Origin of the sequence: Rhodococcus sp. AW25M09 (assembly GCF_000333955.1) — a bacterium.
Classification (GTDB): domain Bacteria; phylum Actinomycetota; class Actinomycetes; order Mycobacteriales; family Mycobacteriaceae; genus Rhodococcoides.
Genome location: NZ_CAPS01000009.1, coordinates 88,493 through 108,869, shown reverse-complemented (window position 1 = coordinate 108,869; position 20,377 = coordinate 88,493). Strand labels below are relative to the sequence as shown.

22 protein-coding genes are annotated in these 20,377 nt (G+C 61.8%); 8 read left to right on the top strand and 14 right to left on the bottom strand.

Going from position 1 to position 20,377, the window contains the following annotated elements; translation table 11 throughout:
- The first annotated feature begins 120 nt into the window (after window positions 1-120).
- Window positions 121-975 (top strand): helix-turn-helix transcriptional regulator, encoded by an 855-nt coding sequence (locus RHODMAR_RS01595; protein WP_008710558.1) that lies wholly within the window; start codon window positions 121-123, stop codon window positions 973-975.
- Here RHODMAR_RS01595 and RHODMAR_RS01590 read toward each other — a convergent pair.
- The 4 genes from RHODMAR_RS01590 to RHODMAR_RS01580 form a co-directional block, all read right to left on the bottom strand.
- Window positions 947-2,092: an FAD-dependent oxidoreductase gene (locus RHODMAR_RS01590; RefSeq protein ID WP_008710557.1), complete on the bottom strand. Its 1,146-nt coding sequence runs from the start codon at window positions 2,090-2,092 to the stop codon at window positions 947-949. The two genes, RHODMAR_RS01595 and RHODMAR_RS01590, sit on opposite strands and share 29 nt — an antisense overlap.
- A gap of 100 nt (window positions 2,093-2,192) precedes the next feature.
- Window positions 2,193-2,855 (bottom strand): TetR/AcrR family transcriptional regulator, encoded by a 663-nt coding sequence (locus RHODMAR_RS01585; protein ID WP_008710556.1) that lies wholly within the window; start codon window positions 2,853-2,855, stop codon window positions 2,193-2,195.
- Between the two features lie 175 nt (window positions 2,856-3,030).
- Window positions 3,031-3,348, bottom strand: a complete 318-nt coding sequence (locus tag RHODMAR_RS27370; RefSeq protein ID WP_157225950.1) for a hypothetical protein — start codon at window positions 3,346-3,348, stop codon at window positions 3,031-3,033.
- A gap of 98 nt (window positions 3,349-3,446) precedes the next feature.
- Window positions 3,447-4,139 (bottom strand): hypothetical protein, encoded by a 693-nt coding sequence (locus RHODMAR_RS01580; RefSeq protein ID WP_157225949.1) that lies wholly within the window; start codon window positions 4,137-4,139, stop codon window positions 3,447-3,449.
- A 179-nt stretch (window positions 4,140-4,318) separates the two neighbouring features.
- On the opposite strand from RHODMAR_RS01580, the gene RHODMAR_RS01570 reads away from it, so the two are divergent.
- Window positions 4,319-5,509: a cellulase family glycosylhydrolase gene (locus tag RHODMAR_RS01570; RefSeq protein ID WP_157225948.1), complete on the top strand. Its 1,191-nt coding sequence runs from the start codon at window positions 4,319-4,321 to the stop codon at window positions 5,507-5,509.
- A gap of 296 nt (window positions 5,510-5,805) precedes the next feature.
- Complete coding sequence (locus RHODMAR_RS01565) at window positions 5,806-6,939, top strand: hypothetical protein (protein WP_157225947.1); 1,134 nt, start codon at window positions 5,806-5,808, stop codon at window positions 6,937-6,939.
- Here the strand turns inward: RHODMAR_RS01565 and RHODMAR_RS01560 are convergent.
- The 7 genes from RHODMAR_RS01560 to RHODMAR_RS28855 form a co-directional block, all read right to left on the bottom strand.
- A complete protein-coding gene (locus tag RHODMAR_RS01560) occupies window positions 6,936-8,252 on the bottom strand; it encodes a polysaccharide biosynthesis tyrosine autokinase (RefSeq protein WP_008710544.1) in 1,317 nt (438 codons plus the stop codon). The two genes, RHODMAR_RS01565 and RHODMAR_RS01560, sit on opposite strands and share 4 nt — an antisense overlap.
- A gap of 58 nt (window positions 8,253-8,310) precedes the next feature.
- Window positions 8,311-9,636 carry a Wzz/FepE/Etk N-terminal domain-containing protein gene (locus tag RHODMAR_RS26820; RefSeq protein WP_008710542.1) on the bottom strand — a complete coding sequence of 442 codons (1,326 nt, stop codon included), beginning with the start codon at window positions 9,634-9,636 and terminating at the stop codon, window positions 8,311-8,313.
- Between the two features lie 43 nt (window positions 9,637-9,679).
- On the bottom strand, window positions 9,680-10,459 hold the full coding sequence (locus RHODMAR_RS01550; protein ID WP_051047709.1) for an SGNH/GDSL hydrolase family protein: 780 nt from the start codon (window positions 10,457-10,459) through the stop codon (window positions 9,680-9,682).
- Between the two features lie 73 nt (window positions 10,460-10,532).
- Window positions 10,533-11,159: an SGNH/GDSL hydrolase family protein gene (locus RHODMAR_RS01545; protein ID WP_008710538.1), complete on the bottom strand. Its 627-nt coding sequence runs from the start codon at window positions 11,157-11,159 to the stop codon at window positions 10,533-10,535.
- Window positions 11,160-11,235: 76 nt separating this feature from the next.
- Entirely contained in the window at window positions 11,236-12,360 is a 1,125-nt protein-coding gene (locus RHODMAR_RS01540) for a glycosyltransferase (RefSeq protein WP_008710537.1), read from the bottom strand.
- A 1-nt stretch (window position 12,361) separates the two neighbouring features.
- A complete protein-coding gene (locus RHODMAR_RS01535) occupies window positions 12,362-12,922 on the bottom strand; it encodes a colanic acid biosynthesis acetyltransferase WcaF (protein ID WP_008710535.1) in 561 nt (186 codons plus the stop codon).
- On the bottom strand, window positions 12,919-13,083 hold the full coding sequence (locus tag RHODMAR_RS28855) for a hypothetical protein (protein WP_157225946.1): 165 nt from the start codon (window positions 13,081-13,083) through the stop codon (window positions 12,919-12,921). Before RHODMAR_RS28855 ends, RHODMAR_RS01535 begins: the two co-directional genes overlap by 4 nt.
- Window positions 13,084-13,186: 103 nt before the next feature.
- Between RHODMAR_RS28855 and RHODMAR_RS01525 the strand changes: the two genes are divergently transcribed.
- From RHODMAR_RS01525 to RHODMAR_RS01505, 5 genes are read left to right on the top strand one after another with little or no spacing between them, the layout of a single operon-like run.
- Complete coding sequence (locus RHODMAR_RS01525; RefSeq protein WP_008710533.1) at window positions 13,187-13,945, top strand: acyltransferase; 759 nt, start codon at window positions 13,187-13,189, stop codon at window positions 13,943-13,945.
- Window positions 13,942-15,270, top strand: coding sequence for a hypothetical protein (locus RHODMAR_RS01520; RefSeq protein WP_008710531.1), 1,329 nt, complete (start codon window positions 13,942-13,944; stop codon window positions 15,268-15,270). The genes RHODMAR_RS01525 and RHODMAR_RS01520 overlap by 4 nt, the downstream gene beginning before the upstream one ends.
- The gene (locus RHODMAR_RS01515) at window positions 15,267-16,181 is read left to right on the top strand and encodes a glycosyltransferase family 2 protein (RefSeq protein ID WP_008710529.1); all 915 of its coding nucleotides are present in this window, start codon (window positions 15,267-15,269) and stop codon (window positions 16,179-16,181) included. Before RHODMAR_RS01520 ends, RHODMAR_RS01515 begins: the two co-directional genes overlap by 4 nt.
- Before the next feature lie 7 nt (window positions 16,182-16,188).
- Window positions 16,189-17,004 carry a glycosyltransferase gene (locus tag RHODMAR_RS01510; protein WP_008710528.1) on the top strand — a complete coding sequence of 272 codons (816 nt, stop codon included), beginning with the start codon at window positions 16,189-16,191 and terminating at the stop codon, window positions 17,002-17,004.
- Window positions 16,994-18,448 (top strand): lipopolysaccharide biosynthesis protein, encoded by a 1,455-nt coding sequence (locus tag RHODMAR_RS01505; RefSeq protein WP_008710525.1) that lies wholly within the window; start codon window positions 16,994-16,996, stop codon window positions 18,446-18,448. Before RHODMAR_RS01510 ends, RHODMAR_RS01505 begins: the two co-directional genes overlap by 11 nt.
- On the opposite strand, the gene RHODMAR_RS01500 is transcribed toward RHODMAR_RS01505, so the two are convergent.
- From RHODMAR_RS01500 to RHODMAR_RS27875, 3 genes are read right to left on the bottom strand one after another with little or no spacing between them, the layout of a single operon-like run.
- A complete protein-coding gene (locus RHODMAR_RS01500; RefSeq protein WP_008710524.1) occupies window positions 18,415-19,101 on the bottom strand; it encodes an acyltransferase in 687 nt (228 codons plus the stop codon). The genes RHODMAR_RS01505 and RHODMAR_RS01500 overlap by 34 nt on opposite strands.
- Window positions 19,098-19,931: a glycosyltransferase gene (locus tag RHODMAR_RS01495; RefSeq protein ID WP_008710521.1), complete on the bottom strand. Its 834-nt coding sequence runs from the start codon at window positions 19,929-19,931 to the stop codon at window positions 19,098-19,100. The genes RHODMAR_RS01500 and RHODMAR_RS01495 overlap by 4 nt, the downstream gene beginning before the upstream one ends.
- Window positions 19,919-20,377: a glycosyltransferase gene (locus tag RHODMAR_RS27875; RefSeq protein WP_008710519.1), complete on the bottom strand. Its 459-nt coding sequence runs from the start codon at window positions 20,375-20,377 to the stop codon at window positions 19,919-19,921. Before RHODMAR_RS27875 ends, RHODMAR_RS01495 begins: the two co-directional genes overlap by 13 nt.

Here is a 20,377-nt window from a genome sequence, read left to right as displayed (position 1 = left end):
AGTGACGTCTTCACCCTGTCTCGTCAGGCCCTTGTCGTTCAGGGGTGCGATGTCCTGTGGTCGGTGTTCCTGGTATCGGCGGTACCACTCTCGACGGACATACCCGGGGGATACTGAGGTGTGGACGATTTGGCGAACTTTTTGAGAATTCGGCGGTCCCGCGTCGATCCGGCTTCGGTCGGCATCCCCGTCGACCGGTATCGGCGCGTCGACGGACTGCGGCGCGAAGAGGTCGCTCACCTGTCGGGCGTCAGTATCGACTACTACGTTCGTCTCGAGCAGGGCCGCGCCACACAGCCGTCCGAGCAGATTCTCGACGCCCTTGCGCGTGTGTTCGGTCTCGACGACATCGAACGGGCGCACTTGCTTCGGCTCGCCCGCCGACGCCGTCGACCTGTGAAAATCCCGAAGGGCCGCGTCCGACCGGAACTTCTGCGCGTCCTCGATCTGGTCGAGGGAGCGCCTGCATTCGTCATGGATCACCGTCTGAACGTGCTTGCCGGTAATCGGATGGCGCAGGTGCTGTACGGCCAACCCATACCGGGGTTGAACACTGCGCGGCACATCTTTCTCGAAGAAGCCGAACGCGGGCTGTACGCCGACTGGAACACCTGCACCTTGGATGTGGTGGGGCACCTTCGGTTCGCCGCGGGCAAATTTCCCGATGATGCGCAGTTGGCGTCGCTGATCGGTGAATTGTCCATGGGGAGTGATCGATTCCGTCGACTGTGGGCCCGCGCAGATGTGTGTGCGCGGACGCACGGGCGCAGGGCCTACCACCATCCTCTGGTGGGTCTGTTGGAACTGCATCAGGAGAACTTCGCGCTGCCGGGAGAACCGGGGATGGAGATGATCGTCCTGAACGCCGCGGCCGGCAGCGCCAGCGAAGACGGACTGCGGCTCCTTGCCGCCCTCGCACTCGACACTGCGTCGAACAGCGAATCTGCTACTGCGAGAGGCGATCACCCGAGGTGACGCCGGTGAGCAGGTCGATCAGCCCGGACGGGGATTGTTCCCCGAGGCACAGGTCGAGCGTTTCGTGTGCCTGGACGGCCACTGCTTCACTTCGCGTGAACATGGCCTTCTCGAAGATCGACAGGGCTGCTTCGATGTCGCCGCGGTGATCGGAGATCGCGCGAGCGAGTTCGGCGCCGTCGAACATCGCCAGATTCGCGCCGTCTCCGGATGGAGGCATGAGGTGTGCGGCGTCGCCCACGAGGGTTACTCCCGGGGTGCGCCCCCAATCGTGGTCGTTGGGCAGCGTGAAAATCCTGCGAGGAACCAGCGCGGTCTCTCCATCGGTGATCAACGCCGTCAATTCCGTTGCCCACCCATCGAACTCGGCTGCGATCGTTGCTTTGGTGGAGACCGCGTCAGTGAAGTCGATCGCGTCGATCCACTCAGCGCTGCGGTTGAGCTGGACGTAGGTGTGCAGGATGTCGCCTGCCTCTCGGTGCACGGCGATCCCCTTGCCCGGCGTCAGGGCGAACATCGCGCCATCACCGACTGCGCGGGCGGTGGCGGGGTGCCGTGCGTCGACGTCGTGGAGGTAGGTCTCGATGAAGACGGTGCCCACGTAGTCGGGTACGGCGGCGGAGAGCAGGGATCGGACTCGTGACCACGCGCCGTCGGCGCCGACGAGCAGATCACTGACCGTGGTGGTTCCGTTCTCGAACTCGATTTCGTGTTGTCCGTTGCCCAGTGGGCGGACGGAGGTGAGCTTGTGCCCCCATCGAACGGTGTCGGCCGGCAGGGAGTCGAGCAGAATGCGTCGCAGGTCTCCGCGCAGCACCTCCGGTCGACCTCCGGTGCCGTCGTCGGGTTCGTCGAGTAGAGCCTCGCCATTGGGGCTGAGTACGCGAGTCGCTTCGCCTCCCTCGTGAATGATGGCGCGGAACTGGCCCGTGAGCCCGGCCGCGGCCAGTGCGACCTGCCCGTCGTTCTCGTGGATGTCGAGCTGCCCGCCTTGTGTGCGAGCGTCAGCCGTGGGGTCAGCCTCGTACACCGTGGCGGCGATTCCGTGAACGTGCAGTACTCGTGCCAGCACCAGGCCGCCGAGTCCTGCCCCGATGATCGTGATGGATGGATTCATGGCTGTCTCCGCCTGTTGTTGGAACGCTGTTCCAAGCAAGGATGGAACAGTGTTCCAAAGCTGTCAAGCGGAGAGGGCAGAAGTGGCGAACTGGGCCGGTTCAGGGGTGGTCGATGCCGGCCAGGATGATGTCGACACCGGCCTGAAATTGCTCTCTGTCGTCATGGCCGGCGAATTGCGACGCGATCCGCGTCAGGAACGGATAGTCGCCGGTATCGGTCACCGCCGAGCGAGTGGAGTCGAGAAAAGTCGCACGGTCGGTCACCGTGGCGGCCAGTTGCCTCCCGGCATGACGCTGACTCGCAGCCCCGAGAGCGTGGTACATGAGCACGGAAGCGGCGTCGAACTGTGCATGCTCTGGAACTCCGCGTGCGTCCAGTTCGGTTCCGATGCGGTCGAAGAGATGCATGACGGCCGGCTGCCACGGCGCTCCGGCGAGTTGCGTTGCCACCCACGGCCGCGTGGTGATTGCGTCGAACGCTCTCATCATCACGCCGCGAACACCCGGCTCTGTCGCACCGTTGTCGGGCGAGGACTCGAAGACCGATGCCATGACGGCTTCGGTCGCTGCCGCGAGCAGATCTTCCTTGTTGCTGACATGGTGGTACAGCGCTCCGGGGCCGGTCGACAGTCGTGCGGCGAGCGTGCGAAAGGTCAGAGCGTCGGTACCGCCCTCATCGAGCATCTCGGTCGCTGCCTGCACGATGCGCGCTTTCGACAGGGCATCGGAACGTCGAGCGGATGCCGGCTTCGAGTTCGTCATGCGCAGATCCTGTCACAACTGGAATGGCGTTCCATGCCCCGAAAGGCCGGGATTGCGCGGCGGATCGGGTGAACAGTGGCGTCCTGAGGTTTGCGGCGGTAATGCAGCCCAGGTTCCGGTCATTTTTATGGCTCCTGCCGACGAGCCGGATCTGGAAAGCGCCGGTTCGGTGTGTCTACCGGCTGGGTCGTTCCGCTTCTGATTCCCCGCGGCTTCCTGGCGTTGCAACCGGACGGCGTTTTATGCGAATTACCGTCACGGCTGCAAGCAATAGCCCTGCCGCCGAGACGAAATCGGACTCCGTCAAGCCCGTCTGGTAGTCGATTGAGTAGAGCACCCGACCCTCGATTGGGTGATTGAAGAACAGCCATAGGATCGAGCTGGCCGTCAGTGTGATGGCAGCGGCCCAGCTCGGCTTCGTCAGGCTCCATGTCGCGCAGGCAAAGACCGAGTTGAGCAGTACCAGCGAGTGGAAGGGGTCGGTGGTGGGCATCCAGTCATGATTGCGCATAGTCGGCGGTGACGATACTCAGACCAGGCAATAAAGTCGGAACTGTTCGGTTTATTTGCTCCTCTTCTGTTATTTCCTTTTCACAGGTCGGCCCACACTTCGGTAAAGCCCGTAATGGAGTCTGTCGAGGATCGGTCGGCGTACGGCTCGAAGAATGCGTATCGAGATGCCCATGCCTCGATTCGAGGATCTTGAACTTCTTGCCGGTTTCCGTCGGGTAAATCGATAGCTGCGGTATCGCCACGAATGGCGATGTGCACTTCATGAATTGTATTTCCATCTTCGGCGAGCGGAGAGCTGAATCTTCCTGCGGCGATGGTAATTAATTCGGCTCCGCCGCCGGACGTGCCGGGAGACACCGAGTAGTTCCACCCGTCGCGGGTAACGATGAAGTGGAGGGGCATGAGGGGGGATGCGCCGCCCAGTGGATCTGCCGGTCTGTCGGCGATCGCCATGGCGGCGACACCGGGTGTATCCCCTGGTTGCGCGGTGAAAGTCCATTTCATACCCACGGATGTCACTGGCTTGCCGAGGTCGCCTGTCCTGAAGTACGCGGCCGCGGGCCCGTCGACGGTCGGGGCGAAAGTCAACTTGCCATTGGCGATTCGCAGATTCATGGATGGGTCGAGCACCGGTGCTACCGAAGCGGCCTGGCCGGTCTCGAACGTGCTCGGGGCTGGGCCGTCGGGTAGGGCTGTGAAATTGCTGTACACCGTGAAGTTGTCGGCCTCGGTGCCCGTCGGCGGCGCAGATGTTCTTACTTCCGGTACCAAGATACTTTCCGACGTCTGGCTCGCGCACGACGCAGATGTCAGGGCGATGGTTGCGAAAATCGCAATTGAAGAAACTCGCAGATTGTTTGCGCGGTTCATTGTCATACGTCTCCAGGTTTCGCTATTTCTCGTGTTTGTTTATTTCCGAGCCTGGTGTACATATAGGTCAAAGCCCTTCGGTGGCACTCGAACCTTTGCTTTCCTCCTCTTGTGGGACTGTCCGCAAGAGCCACACCTGTTTACTCTCGAGTAAGGCCTTCGCTGTGAATATCAGTTTCAGATCCCTCTCGCCGAGTGCGTCGAAAAGTAGGCCATTTTTTCGTCGTGCGGTGTCTTCCTCTGTCGCGCTGATCGTCGCGGCTTCCGTGTCGGTGGCTCTGCCGGCACCCGCGTCGGCCGCGTCGGGGCCGATGGGCCCGCGCACACTTGGTGTCACTGCCGTAACCTTGGAGACCTCCGATTCCGTGCGGCAAGCCCAGATTGAGTCGATCAAGCAAAGCGGTTTTCCGGCGGTGCGTATACCGATCCAGTGGCCCCAGGTCGAAGCTGTTCGAGGCGTATTCAATTGGGCGGGCACCGACAAACTGGTAGTGGACGCATACAACGCTGGTCTCAATATACTGGCTGTGCCGACCTATACGCCGACCTGGGCGGCGATACCTGAAGGCAGGACCTTCTTGCATCCCGGCCCTGCCGATCCGGCCACGTACGCCAACTTCACGCGTCTGGCGGCAGAGCGTTACCGGGGCCTGATTCGAAACTGGGAAATCTGGAACGAGCCAAACGTTGTTCACAGCTTCGCGCCGAAGCCCGACGCTGCGAAGTACAGCCAGATGCTCAAGCTGTCCTATGCCGCAATCAAAGCCGTCGATCAGTACGCCGTGATCATCAGCGGCGGATTATCGCCGGCAATCGACGACGGCACCAACATCAGCCCGGCACGTTTTGTCGAGGCCCTCTATGCGAATCAGGCCGGGGCGTCGTTGGACGGTATCGGAAACCATCCGTACAGTTCGCCCGATCTTCTGAGTGCTGGCACGGATTGGTGGACTCCCCGAAATTCGATCGACATGATCTCGTACCTCATGTATGTCAACGGAGACGGTTGGAAGAAGATCTGGTCGACGGAGTTCGGTGCGTCCACTACTCCCGGGCAGCCTCCGTACGGTGTGACCGAAGCACGACAGACCGAGATTCTGGTGGACGGCATCAACTACTTGAGGTCCTTGCCGAACGGTGGGCCCATCTTCATCTTCGACCACCGTGACATCAATACCGGTAGTCAGAACCTCGAAGAGAACTACGGGTTGATCAGGACGGATAACTCTGCCAAGCCCTCCCTGGCCGCGGTTCGGGCACTCATCAACTGATTCTGGTCGTGGATCGGTCGCGGTCAAACGAATGATTTCCAGGCGGCGAATTGCCGGTTCCGCCCGACTCGTGAAATTGTGAGGACGACGGAACGTCGCAGTTGGTTTGTCGGATTGGAGTTTCATCCTTGTCCCTTAATTCTGATAACACCTACAGGGTCACGGGTGCCGACCTGTGCATGATCAACAGTCGATACATCGGCGTGGCCGGCCCGGCCCGGAGGGTGAATGGCGATGCCGTCCGGGCCACGCTTCAGAGCCTTGTGGATTCGGGGACTCACACTCGGATCGGCCTCGTGCCGCAGCCAGGGACAGTCTCCTGGGGAATTGCGCAATCGATCGGTGACGACGCGGTCCGAGAGGTCGGGCCGGCTGCGACGTCTGCACAACTGGAAGCAGCAATCGCGGATGTGCGACGTCGAGCGGGAGAACGCTTGCCGCTGGAGGTCACCATCTGCGGCGAGTACCTGTTCATCGACACCGCACACGGGTTGAGTGATGGAAAGCTCTTCGTCGACCTGGTCGAGGCATTGCATCTCGATGACAGCGACGGCGCGAGCGTATGGTCTCTCGAGCCCGAGTCTCGACATGTCATTCCGCGAGCTTTGTTGCGATGGTTCGCGTTGCATCCACTGAGGCTGCGCGACGCGTGGCGGGCGGTAAAGGCAATGCAGGCCCTGAATCAGCAGTCCCTCGAGGGGATAGGCCGGCCCGAGAGCAGTGAGACGGTTCCGTGGAGCCCATCGCCCGCGGTGGTGATCAGGCAGTCCACGGCGGCCTCTGAAGCCGCGGTATCAGCATGGCGGAAGAAGAATGCTCCGTCGGCGGGCGCGGCCACGGTGGCCCTGTGGTTGGTGCGCTGCGCGATGGACCGGGTAGGTCTCGAGTCCACCCCGGCAGTCACGATCGCCATCAATTGCCGCAGGTATCTGGATGCAAAGACGACTGTCAACGGAAACTTCGCCGTTGGGCTGAACGTGGCCATTTCCGGGACCCGCCCGATCGAGCCGCAGGCTCGGGTATTGAACGCCGTCTACACCTCCGGACTCCCGTTGGCCGTGCTCGGGATCGTATCGGCGAGTGTGCGGATCAAGTCCGCGGCAGACCCGACCGCGGCGGATCGTGTGTTGCGCGAACCGAAGGTCAAGCTCATGTACTCGGATCTGGGTCGACCGCCGTCGTGGGACCGGGTTCCGTGGGCCGAAGGTGAGGGTGGCCAGTTCGCAGGCCTGCTCGATCCTTCGGCACCCGATGCCATCACGGTCATGTGCGGCGTCGTAGGTAAAGAACGCACCTACTCGGTATCGTTCCACGACAATGTGTTCGAGCGAGCGAAGATCGAAGAGGCAATGAATCTGATTGTCACGGATCCGATCCTGTTGCTCGAGTCGCTCACCGGTGATCTGGTCGAGCAACAGGATCGCGTCTAGCGCTTGCGGCGCGAGTTCGTCAGAACTGCGGCAATCGGCCGAGCATCCGAGCCCTGCAACTCTCGGACTGCGGTAGCAACGTCGCGATCGCGCGCAAGCCTGGTGTCGATGACCAGCAGTGTTCCGTCGCACAATCCGGAGAGGACGGCCGTTGCGCCGCTCGCGGCCGCCGGTGGAGCATCGATCACCAGGTAGGAGTACGACTGCCTCAACTTCTCCACCAGTTCGCGCATCGCCGCCGTGGAGAGCATCGGAGTTGCGTCTACACCGACACCGACCGCAATCGCGTCGAGATTCCGGTTGGTGGTGGGTGCAGCGAGCTGGTCTGCAGCGTCCGGCCGATCAGCGGTGTCCGCCAACGCCTCGACCAGTCCTGCGGAGTCTGGCAGGCTCAATTGCTCGGCTACCGTGGGGTGCGCAGAATCGGTCTCGATCACCACCGTCCGCCGATCGGATTCTGCCAGTGCCACAGCGAGATCGACCGAGAAATTGATGGTCGACTCCTTGGCCGAGGAGCTGGTCACGAGAATTACCTGCGGGCCCGTTGGTATCGATTGCACGTGGACCCGAATCTTACGAAACGCCTCGGCTTCGGGGCTGGTCCAATTGTCGAGCTGTGTACGACGACCCTCCGGACTTTGCATGACCGAGGTGACCGGGCCGAGGACCGGTAGCCCGGTCAGCGATTCGGCGTCGGATCGCTTGGATACCCTCCGATCGAGCGTCGCCACCACGATGACAAGTAGGAGGCCGATCAGAATCCCACAGGCAGCGCCGTAGATGAGGTAGGTCGTCAGCTTGGGTGTCGTGGGTCTCGTCGCTGGTTCGGCTCCATTGACGATGGTCACGGTCGCTCGGGCCTGGTCTTGGCCGGTCGGTGTCTCCAAAGGCACTATGTAGGAGATGAACTCGTCGGACAGGGTATTTGCGATCTCGGCAGCCCGGTCAGCGGACGAGTCGGTCACGCTGACATCCAGCAGCACCGTCTTGGGGACGACGGTGGCGGTTACTCGGCCGGCCACTGCACTACCGCTCAGGCTCAGGCCCAGCGCATCCGATACTCGCTGGCCGAGGATCTCGCTGGTCAGGATCTGCGCGTATGACGTGGCGCGCTGCTGAGAAAATTGATCACCCTGGTAGGACTCGGTCGAGCTGGTGCCACCGGTGGTCGAGACGAAGAGCTGTGTATTCGAGGTGTATTGCGGCGGGGTGACCAGGGTTGCGACTATCGCTGCGCCGATACCGATCACAAGTGTGACCGCGACGATCCACCAGCGCTCGAGCAGGATTACAAACGCCCTTTTGATATCCATTGTTAGCGAAGGTCTCCTTGGTTTCCGGGGGCTGGTTCAGTTGCTGGGCGGAGATCGGTCATCGGTCGACCGATGTGGACCGGAGAGGCGTATGCGATCGGCCGATGCGGTCTATATCTGCCGTGGAACAACCATTGAGGACAATTCCGGTAACTTGCGGACCGACCGGCGCTAATTGTCGAGCGGTCTCCCTCAGAGTTTCGAACTTGGTTCGGCCGCTGCGAGACACGATCACCACTGCATCAACGAAGCGCATTAGCCGTTGCGCATCACTGAACTTGCTGGTCGGAGCGGAATCCAGAATGACCCAGCCGTGCAGTTGTGCGGCTCGCTCGATCAACAGGCCTGCGCGCGGAGAATCGACCACTCGAGCCGCGTTCTCGGACGTGCGGCCCTGGAGAACGACGGTGATTCCGTCGACCTTGTTGCTCAGGGCGTCGTCGGGTGCCACGAGATCTTCGACCACGTCGACGACCGACACAACGGAATCGTCGGGCGTGCCGGTGGACTTCGTCCGGACGTCGAAGTCGATCAACGCGACACTTTCTCCCGAATCGCGGAGAGAATCGGCGAGTTGCTGGGCAACGGACGTGGAGCCGGACGAGACATCCGGTGCGGTCACCAACACGATGTGCTTCCGGTCCACCGGGAGAGCCGCTTGCAAGGAGTCGCGGAGTTCGCGGCCAGGTTCGATTCCCGTCGTCTTGGATGTTTGAGCGGGAAAGGCTGCCAGCAATGGTAAACCGGTTGCCTCGATCGCATCCTCCGGTCGTCGGATACGTGAGTCGGCGAGGGCCAAAACTACCGCCAGAGTCGCGCCGGCAATCAGCCCTGCTGCCGTCGCAGCACCGAGCACCAGGGAAGGAGGGAACCCGCCCGGCAGGTCCGAACTGGTCGGTGGTTCGACGACCAGCAGTTCGGCTCGAGGTGTCAGAGCCCCGGGAATGGCTTCGAGAGAGGCGATTTCGGCCATGAACTCGTCGAGATAGGCCTGATTGATGGCCTGGGCCGAGGACGGTGAGCCGGCCGACGTCGCCAGCAGGATCAAGACGGTGCCGGGGATCGGCGTGGCCGTCGTGCTGGCGATCATCGCCTCCGGCGTGCTGTCCAATTGAAGATCGGCGATGACTCTCTTGGCGAGATCTTGGCTTTGGATCAACGCGGCGTACGACGGAAGGCGTTCCTTGGCGTACAGGTCACCGCGGTAGTAGGTATCGGAATCGTCGCGTGGGGTCGAGATGAAGACCGTCGACTGCGACTGGTAGGACTTCGGCTGCAGAAGGAGGTACGTCGCTGCGAGACCCACAACCACGAGGCATACGACGGCAACCCAACGCCAACGCTCGGTCAGGATGCGGAAGTATTCGGAGAGGGTGCTGTTCATCGGATCCCGTCGAGTTCGAACTTCGATGGAGTCGGGCCGAGCGTCATTGCAGCTGCCCGAATCCGTCGGAGATCAAGGCGGCTGTGAGCTTTTCGGCAATTCGTTTGTGGCCTTCGGGGTTCGGGTGGATCCCGTCGTCCGCCAAGAGCGAGCTCACGTCTTCGCCGACAAACCATCCGAGAGTACCTGGATCGATGAACGTGACGGACGCATTTTCCGGTACTTCCCTGAGCTTCCCCTCCAGATACGGCCCGACCCTCACCGGGCCTTCCTCAGAGTCGAACTCCACGTCGGGGTCGTCTATGAACCACGGTGCGATGGCGACAATTCGTGCAGCCGGCCAAGTTTCGCGCGCCCGCTCCACGGTGTAAAGGAACATGTTGCTCAAGTAGATCGGGCCGAACTGGAGGTCGTTGCGGCCGGCGTCGAGCACCACTACGTCGGCGTCGAAGTTCTCTCGCAGACGCGGAAGACGCTCTGAAGCGCTCTGTGACGCTACTTCGAGCGCGCCGAGGACTCTGGGCAACCGGTGGTCGGGTCCGCCGCTGATGTATCCAGTCCCGGGTTGGGAACCCAAATTGCAATTCCACCCGAGATTGGTGGCGGTGAGGCATGGGTAGCCAAAATCCGGCACGGACGAGGGCCCGACCGTATAGCTGTCGCCGACGAACAGTGCCGACTGGGATGCGCCGAAGTCGGTCGTCGGCTCGCTTGCTGACACAGCCGAGTCGGGGTCGGACGACGCGCTGTCGTGGCCGAACATCACTGCGGCCACTCCGATGACGACGACCATCGCCAGTGCGACGACGCCACCGGTCATCATGCGCCCACGGTGGACGTTGGTGGGCGAAATCCGGCGTGGTTTGCCGCTGGGAGCCGCTGAATGCCGTGATTGCTCAGACAAAGGGAACTCCGGTCGTTTCGAGGGACGCAACGATCTGCTGGGCTAGTACTCGTTGGCCGGCCTCGGTGGGATGGATGCCGTCTTCCTGAATCATTCCTTCCGGAACCAACCAATCCTCACCCACCACACTCAGGTAAGGCAACCGGAGCGTGTGTGCCGCGGTACCTACCGAATTGTCGATGACCCCGGCAGCTTCGGGAACCGGGAGTTCGTGCCATATCGGGCCCATGACCACGATTCTGGCGGTGGGTGCTCGGCGAGCCAACTCGCCGAGGGTGTCGATCGCGCGTTGTGTGATGAGTTCCGGTGGCTTCCCGACGTCGTTGATCCCGCCTACGACGAGAACGACGTCCGGGTTGCCGGCCAGTGCCGCGTCGATCTGATCGGCGAAGGTTCCGTTGCCGTCGGTTGCGACATATCCTGCGCTGAAGATACTGACGTTGTCTATCGACCACCCGGTCGATTCTGCGGCCAGCTCCGGCCACACGAGGGTGTCCGGAAGGCCCCTGCTGTAGGAATCGCCCACCACCGAAATCCGTACCGGCCTGTCGACAGTGGTGACGGTGGGGGCAGATGAGTCGTCTCGGACGACGGCTGCGACCACGAGAGAGACGGCCACGACGAGCACCAAGACGAGTGCGGCGTTCGCCGCTCGGCTCCCTACTCGCAAACGCCGCCAAAGGGCCTTCGAACGATCACCCACGACGAACTCGCTGAGCTGCGGCGTCGGCGTAGGTATCGGACAGCCTGGCCGTCACCGACCTCATGCTCAGTTCACTTCTGGCGGAGGCACGACCTCGTTCGCCCATCGCCCGGGCAAGTGCGGGATCGGTCAGTAATGTCTGCATTGCCTGTGCAATCGGGCCTTTACCCGGCACCGTTACGAGTCCGCAACCCGTGCGGGACACTAGGGCGGCCAGTCCGCACTCCTCGGTGACTACGACAGGGATGCCGACGGCCATCGCTTCGAGGACCGACATCGGGTACGGCTCGTTGACCGACGGCAGTACGTAGATCGACGCGCGACGCATCCGTTCGGGGCCCGTGCCCCCAGGAAGTGGCCCTTCCCAGGTGATCTCGGGTCTGCTGGCGATGGACTCCGCTACTTGCTCGGCTTCACCCTCGTCGGGTCCGACCAGGGTGAAGCGAGCCGAAAAACCGCTGTCGAGAATTTGTTTCGCAGCGTCGACGAAATCGAGTGGACGTTTTCTCGGGTGCAGGCGGGCCAGATACAGGATTTCGGGCACCGCATCAATTGATTCGGCCGCTTCGTACTCGGGGACGCCGTTGTTGAGCATTTGGATATTCACTCCGTCGCCGGCTACGTCGGAAATGCCTTCTCGCTCTTGATCAGTGAGGCAGAACACAGTCTGTGCCTGGCGAAGCAGGCGTCGGACCAACAGAAAATCGAGCGCCGGAGCCAGTGGATTGGACTTGGGTGCGAGCATGCCGTGCGACTGGACGACGAACGGGAGGCCCAATCTGTGTACGGTCGCCGCGAACGGCAGCATCACCAGGTCGCGGGCGAGGTGAACATGTACCACGTCGAACTCGGCTCGGTGTTTGCGCAACCAGGTGAGCGAGGTCGGTGCCACGAGGCCTGCAAAACCGACGCCGGGGACGAGGTTTCGCGCCCCCTTCAATGCCAGTGGAACGCCCTCCTGCTCGGTCGGGATCGGATCGAATCCGCGAACACCAGCCGTGAGGGTGACCTCGTGACCGGATTCCCTCAGTGCCGATGCCTGATTGAGGGCGACTCGAACCGGCCCACCGTATGCGCCGTCGGGGCTGAACAAGGTGACTGCGTGAAGAATACGCACGTCAGTGTGGCCGAATCGGCCGGATGGTCGACGGCGGGGCGAGCGCGAAGGACGATGCAGGAACGTCGGCTGACACCAGTGCTGCGGCACCGATGACCGAGTTGGCACCCACCGTGACTCCTCGAAGAACGAGTGCGCGTGCCCCCACCCAGACACCGTTCTCGATCACGATCGGGCCGTTGTCGTACTCGAACACCGGCGAACGATGGTCGTGGCTGCCGGTGCAGAGAAATGCCTGCTGTGACACGCAGACATCCGAACCGATTGTGAGCTGCTCTACGTTGTAGAGGTCACACCCCACGCCGATCCAGGTGTTGTCGGCGATCTCGAGCTTCCACGGCCACTGGATGCGCACGTCGTGTTTGATGAGTACGCCCGTGCCGATCTTGGCCCCGAAGGCACGTAGTGCGGCGCAACGGACGCGGTTGGGGCACCACACTTTCGTGAACACGAGAGAAGAGAACGCCACCCACAGAGCTTGATGGACGAAACCCCGGCCCTTGTCGTAGGAGCGCCCACGTAGTGCGCCGAGGGATCTGACTGATGCAGTGGAGTCGGTCACGCAGGTTGTCCTTTGCGAATCAGGTCACGAGTAGCGAGAGCGAGGGTGGAATGCGCGTCGACCAGTCCGCCGTACGGATCGAGGCGTTTGTAACGGTACCGGAGTGAGACCGCGATCAGGGTGTGAGCCAACAGTGAAGCCGAGACCGAGAGTCGTAGCATTGCTAGGCTTCCATCGTCCCGATCGTGGGCAGTGTATCGGCCGATAGTGGCGTGCGCTCGCTCGAACAGACCGTCACCCCGTTTCAAGCGAAAGGCCCTGTCGATGAGGCTGATCCAGCTCTTCATCTGGTTGTTGCCACCACTCCGGTTGAAGAACCGAATTCTGAACGCTTTCGGCCACGATGTCGCACTGTCGGCAAAAATTGGGCCGTGCCTGGTGTCGGGGGTTCGGCGCGCGGAACTCGGCGAGAATGTGTCGATCGGTCCGTTCAACACATTCAAGAATGTGTCACTTTTACACCTGGAGAACGAGGCAGGGATCGGTTCTTGGAACTGGATTTCTGCTCACCCGGCTTACCAGGCGCTCGATCCGGAGGCCGGAACACTGGCACTGGGCTACGGGGCTCGGATCGAAAGCCGGTCCTACCTCGACTGTTCCGGCACGATCGAGGTCGGCGCTTACAGCGCGGTGGGTGGACAGCGCTGCACTCTGCAGAGCCACGAGCCGAACATGCGCGACATGATTCAGACCGTCGGCCGAATCGAGATCGGGCACCACACTTCCGTCGGCAGCAACGTCGTGATTCTCAAAGGTGCGAAAGTGCCCGAATGTTCGGTTCTTGCAGCGCACTCTACAATGACCGGTAAGTCGATCGCCGATCCGAAACCTGGGGTGTACGGAGGAACGCCGGCCAGGTTTCTTGCTCCGATTTCGGGCAAATGGTTCGAGCGCACGCAAATTCCCATCACCGATGTTGCCATCGACGGCGTGGTGGGTCTGAACAGGGACACTTTGGCGCGTGGTACCGGGGTGTCGCAGTCGGACGCTCTGCGTGTAGTCGGGGATGACGGCACCGCATGACGACGGTAGCCAGGCTGGATTCGCGGAAACCTGCCGCGATCGGTCTGTCGTTCGAGGCTCGCCGAGTCGTGGGCAAGCGGGTGATCTCGAGTGGGGTGTTGATTCTGCTGGGCATGACCTCGGGCTTGCAGGTAATGGGTTTCACCGTCACCGGTTTCTCAGGAGTTTGTCTTCTCGCCGCGCCGGCGCTGTTCCTGACGGCAACATCTCGTGGTGATCGGTTGGTTATCGGCCTGTCGACAGTGGCATTTGCCGGTTTCATTGTCTCCTCGCAGCTCAACGACCTGAGCTTTTTCGACGAGCGCGTAATTCAGTGGGCATCGTTCGCCATCTATTTCGTTGGAATCACGGTGATTGCGGGTCGTGACCTGGAACGACTCTTTTCGCTCGCGACCGGGATTGCCCTCGGATCCTGCCTGTACTTCGTCACTGCGGGTTTGCCCTTCGCCAGTCTGTCCACATTCGAGGAACTCTGGAAGTACGCGTACGCACCGTGGGCCACCCTGATCGGGCTGTTCATTCTCGTTCGAGCCAAAGTCCCCGTTCACCTTCAAGCGATTTTTCTTGTCTTGCTCGCAGGAGCAAGTTTGGTCTTGAATTTCCGATCTCACGCTTTGGTGTGCCTGGGTAGCGCGGCATTTCTGCTGGTGACCTGGCTTGCTCAGGAGAGAATGTCGCGCTTCACGCAGATCCTGATCGTCGCCGGGGTCGGTGCTGGCCTCGGGACCCTGATTCCGGCGATCGCGCGCAGTGGAATTGCCGGAGAAGCAGTGAAAGTAAAGACCGAGTTGCAGGATTCGACCGGTGTGCCCGCAATCCTGGCAGGGCGTACCGAATCGCCTCTCTCAATAGCAGCGATTTTGGACAAGCCGATCTTCGGTTGGGGTAGTGCTGACAACCTGACGACCGAGGTATTCGCTCGTGGTGAGGAATTCGCGATCAGCATCGGCTTCGACCCGAACCTGCCGTTCTACGGTTTCTGGCATCTGGCGAACGGTGCCACCTCGTTGCACTCCGTTCTCTTCAGCTCTTGGGCAGAGGGCGGAGTCTTCGCCGCAGTCCTACCGGTGTTCCTGGTGATCGCGGCACTCACCGTCATCTGGAACTCGACGCGGTACGGAATCTGGGCGGCGATGGCGGTGCAGATAGCGGTCCAGGCGGGGTGGGACCTGATGTTCTCCCCGATGTCGTACAACCTCCTGACGGCATTCGCACTGCTTGCAGTGATCTTCGCCAGTCGACATCTACCCGTGCCCGGCCCACGCCGGGCGTCGACTCCTCCTCCGGTACCCGCGAATGAGTACGATTCGGTGGTTCTTCGATGAAACTCTCCGTCAGCGTTATCATCCCCACTATCGGTCGTAGCTCTCTCGATGCTGCTGTGCGGTCTGCGCTGGCTCAGACCTATGCAGTCTCCGAGGTGGTCGTGGTGGTGGATTCCGATATTGAACCCGTTGTTCCGGAAGATGATCGGGTCACCGTGATTCACACCGGTGGCGGCGCAGGAAGCAGCAGAGCGCGCCAGTCGGGGATCGACGAAAGCACGGGAGACGTCATCGGTCTGCTCGACGACGATGATGTGTGGTTGCCGGACAAGCTCGATATCCAGTTATCCTCGTTACCAACGGATTCGGCGCTGTGGATTGCGTCCTGCCGCTTTCGGACGATCACTGCCGATGGTGGTGGGTCGCAGTGGCCGGTTCGTTTGATCGGTATTCATGAGCCCGTGGACCAGTACCTGGTTCGCTTCTACTCGCTCAGGTTCGGCGGGGCGAGTGCGCAGACGTCGACTTTGCTGTTTCCCCGTGAGATCGCCGAAGCGGTCCCGATGGACCTGCCGCTGGGAGCGGTACACGACGACCCGTCCTGGCTCATCGATGTACGTCGTCGCTTTCCCGATATTCCGATCGTTCAGTCGCCAGATGTGCTGGTCGAGTACAACATGACCTCAGCGTCTCTTTCGCGAACCGATTCCGACCAGAGTGCGGCTTACATCCAGTGGGGCAAAGAGTATCTGGAGCCATCTGATCGACGCAGCAGAGGCGACTACTTCCTGACGAGCCCGTTGTCCTCCGCGGTCAGTGGCAAGTCGTTACGCGGGGTGGTCCGGTCACTCGCTGCGGGAGTGTGGTACGGGAGGCCGGGAAAGTGGGCATGGGGTTTTGCTCTCGTGAGCTCGGCGCGATTGGTGCTGATGAAGGCCATGGGAATCGTTGCACAGCTGACGAAGAGATGAGATAGGCATGGCGTCGAAGATCGAGAAAGTCTCTGTGGTCACCATCAGTTTTCGTGACTTGGACGGGCTGAGGAAAACTGTCGACAGTGTTCGAGCCCAACGGTGTTCGGTCCCGATCGAGCACGTGGTACTCGACGGTGGGTCCGGCCCTGAGGTAGAGGAATACCTCGAGTCGATCGGCGCAGGCCTGCAGTACTGGCGGTCCGCGCGCGACAATGGGCGGTACGACGCGATGAACCGGGGCATAGCGCAGACCACCGGCGACATCGTCTGGCTCATGCACTCCGGTGACTGCTTCTCCGACCCCGGTGCACTCGAGTACATCGTGGAGAATCTGTCGGACCCTCGGGATCAGTGGGGCTACGCCAAGGTACGACGCGTCGGCGCAGACGGTGTCGACCTGGGTGAGTGGGGCTTCATGCCCTTCGACCTTCACAACTTCACCATCGGCCAAGCACCCATCCCGCATCAAGGTTCGTTCGTGGGTGTCGATCTTGCCGAACAGCTGGGGCCCTACGACGAAGAGTTCGGGTTGGCAGCCGATCAGCTGTATCTGATGCGAGCGGCACTGACGAAGCCTCCGGTCACGTTCGATCGCGTCGTGTGCGATTTCGACACCACGGGTGCCGGTACAGTTCGGCCCATCAAGGAGAGCTTCGCGGATCTTCGGCGGGCCTGGGACACACTGGGCCACTACCCGTACGGCACTCGTCGAAAGTCCCGCCTGCGGTCGAGAGCGATCGAATTCTTGGTTCGGGTGGCGTTTCACGGCCGCGAAAGAGTCCGTGCGATGTTGGGGAGGGCACCGGCGAATGGCGGGTAGGCACCGCGTGGACCGTGGACAGACGGGATTTTCCACGGTCCACCCGGCGGCAGTCCAGGACGTTGCCCCCAATGAGCTGGTGGATACCGCGGCACCGGCAGGTGGTCTGTCTTCTCAGGAGCAAAAAGCCGTCCTGTGGGGGACCGTCTTCCGGGTTCTCGGGACGCCGATCATGGCGTTGTTGGGATTGCTCAACACCGCCATCATCGTGCGCGAGACCGGTGAGTCGATCTTCGGCGTCGTATCGTTGATCGCCACGATGAGCCTGCTCTTTCCGTTCGCGGACCTCGGTATCGGAGCCGTGGTGACCAATGCGAGTTCGCGGGCCGGAAAGCTGTCCGAAGACCCGGTGACTGTCGGGACCATTCAGCGTGCCTACCGTGTGCTCGCGATGATTGCCACCGGCTTGATCGTGGTGTTCGTTTTGATCATGGTCTTCGACAAGTGGGGGGCCGTCATCGGTTTGACCACGGGACCCAATGATCGATGGGTCATCACCATCGCGGCGAGTCTGTTCGCATTGAGTCTTCCGACAGGTCTCGGTATCCGAATTCTCATTGGGATCAACAAGAATCAGCTGGCAGTGCTGGTACTGATGTCGAATACGGTGTTCGGTCTGCTCATCACGGTCGGTTTGATGCTCGCCGGAGCTCAGGGAATCTTCTTCGCGATACCCGGTGTTCTCGGCGCACTTCTCGGAAACGTGGTGGGAACGATTGTCGCCCTGCGTATGTCCGGCCTGGGGACGGTGGTGTTTGCTGCGCCGGTGCAGGAGATGGCCCAGGTGAAGCTGCTGGCAGGTTCTCTGTGGATGCTGATCGCCAGCGTCGGGCTGCCTCTGGGCTTGCAGTCCCATCGGGTGATTCTGTCGCATTTGTCCACGCCCGAGGAGCTGTCGAGATACGCACTGATGGCGCAGGTATACGCGCTGGGATGGTCGGTGTTCTCCACCGCAGGCATGGCCTATTGGCCGGTGTTCGTCAAACGGCGGGGCGATCAGGCGGGCACCATCAAGATGTGGATCAAGATCGTTCTGGTGTTCTTCGGGGTGTCCGTCGTTGCGGCGGTGTTCATCTCGCTGCTCGGACCCTTCGCGACCAACATCCTCTCCAGCGGCGAGGTGAAGACCGGAACCTGGCTGGCGGTTGCGTTCGGTTGCCTGCTGGTGGTGCAGTGCATCCACCTTCCCGCGGGCGTGCTTCTCACCACGCCGTCGGAGATGCGGTTTCAGGCGTTCTGCATCATGGGGATGGGACTGATCAGCGTGGTCGGCGGCATTGTCGTGGCTCCGGAGTACGGGGCCGTTGGAGTGGTATTGGTCGCTGCTGCAGCAGTATTGGTCACTCAGATCGTGCCGGACTTCGCGTTCGTCCCGCGATTGGTCAAGCGACGTGATCCAGTGGTGCTGGGTCAAATCGGGACTTCGGGGTCGGTCTCGGTGTAGCCGAAGGCCGGGTCGGTCCATGCGACGCCTTTGCGCACCACTTTCGCGGGGACACCGCCGATCAGGCAGTTGGGTTCGTCGAACGTACCGCGCACCACGGCACCTGCGGCCACTATGCAACCGTCGGCGATTCGCGTCCCTGCGAGAACGGTGGCCCTCGACCCTATCCACACGTGGTTTCCGATGTGAATGCCCTTGTCTGCGTGCCGAAACCGGGCGTCGGGGGAGGACCGGGTCGGGTGGAAGTCGTCGTCGATCAGGTGGACGTCCCACCCGATCATTCCTTCGTTTCCGATGGTGATCTCAGTGGTCGCAACCACGACGGACATCGGCGAGACGGTGGTCGGTCCGTTCATGGTCATGGTCGCACCCGGCCCGATGTCCCACCGGTTACCGGACGTGATGGCAACGGAGCCATCCACTTCGAAGCGGCCACGCACTCGTAGCAAGCCCGCCATCCTGCTATCGGCGAAGCCGTAGTTGTTGACGCCCAGGGCGAGGAAGCCGTCACGGACGGTGATGTTTCCGGAGCCTCGTACGCGGAAGTTGCGGCCCACCAGGATTGGCTTGCGGCGCGCAATCATCGGTACGGTGCGCAGCACGGTGGGACGAAACTCGCCGAACAGTAGGCCGAGTTTTGCTCGCAGTGTCATCTGGTTCCTTCCCGATCGCGGCGGGCCAGGTTGTGCGCGAAGCGCCTGAACCCCTCGCGACCGGCGGATGCACTGTAGCGCGCGTCGCCAAGATCTCTGGCTGCAAGGATGAGTCGATCGACCTCTGCCGGGTTGCCGTCAAGGGTCATCACCGCGCGGTTGAGGGCCGCTGGGTCACCCGGAGTTGCGAACAGCGCAGAGGAGTATTCGTCGAGTACTGAGTGTGAGATGCCACCGGGTTCGGTTGCGGCCACAATCGGCCGAGAGGCCGCGACGTAGGACGTCAGCTTGCTCGGCAGCGACATCTCCCTGACTCCCGGACGCTCGTTGAGCAGCAGCACGTCGGCGGCGGCCAACACACTGGGATACGTCTCCTCGTCCACGGGGTCGACAAATTTCATCGTCGGTAGTTCGCCAGCAGCAGAGACGAGTTGCTGTCGCTGATTACCGTCGCCCACCATCACGTAGGTGATCGGCATCGACTGCTCGTGAGCCATCCGAGCGGCACCGACCACCGATTCGAGTCCCTGTTTCATGCCCATGTTGCCGGTATGAACCACGACGCGTCGGTCGGTGTCGGTCCATCCGAGCCGCGCGCGGGCTTCATGCGTCGTCTCGGTCGATCCAGAAATGTGCGTGAAGATAGGCAGGTCGACGATCTTGGTCGCGTCGACGCCGTTCTCGGTGAGCACATCGCGGAATCGTGGGGTGATGACACCGATCGAGTCTGCGCGCCGAGCCAGTAGGTACTCGAAGGATCCGACCACGCGTCCGGCTGTGCCGCCGGTGGTGCCGGACTGGGATGCTGCGTTTCCGCTCAGATCGTGCACGACAACTCCCAGCGGCCGCCTACGGTGGCCGAGAGAGGCGGCAAGCAGAGCCCCGAGGAGGGGGTGACGGTAATGACGACGTCCGCACGGGAGGCGCGTACCAAAGGTGCTGCCAGGGTAGCGAAGCTCAGCTCCATCCGTGCACGGCCGATCAGATTCGGCGCGGCGGGCACTGCGTGGCGGACCCGTCGTATTCGGACGTTCCCCTTTGTCTCGCGCCACATGATGCCGCGACGGTAGCGGGAATCCTGAATTACCCACTGCGGGTAGTGCGGAATTCCGGTGATCAGGTCCACATCCGCACCTGCGCTGCTGAGTGCTTCGACAAGTGCGGTGTTGTACGGCGCGCTTCCGGTCGTCTCGGGTGCGTAGTGGCAGGCCACCACACAGACGGACAATCCATGAAGCGACAGTGATGCGTGCTGTTCGTTGGGGACTTCTGCCAC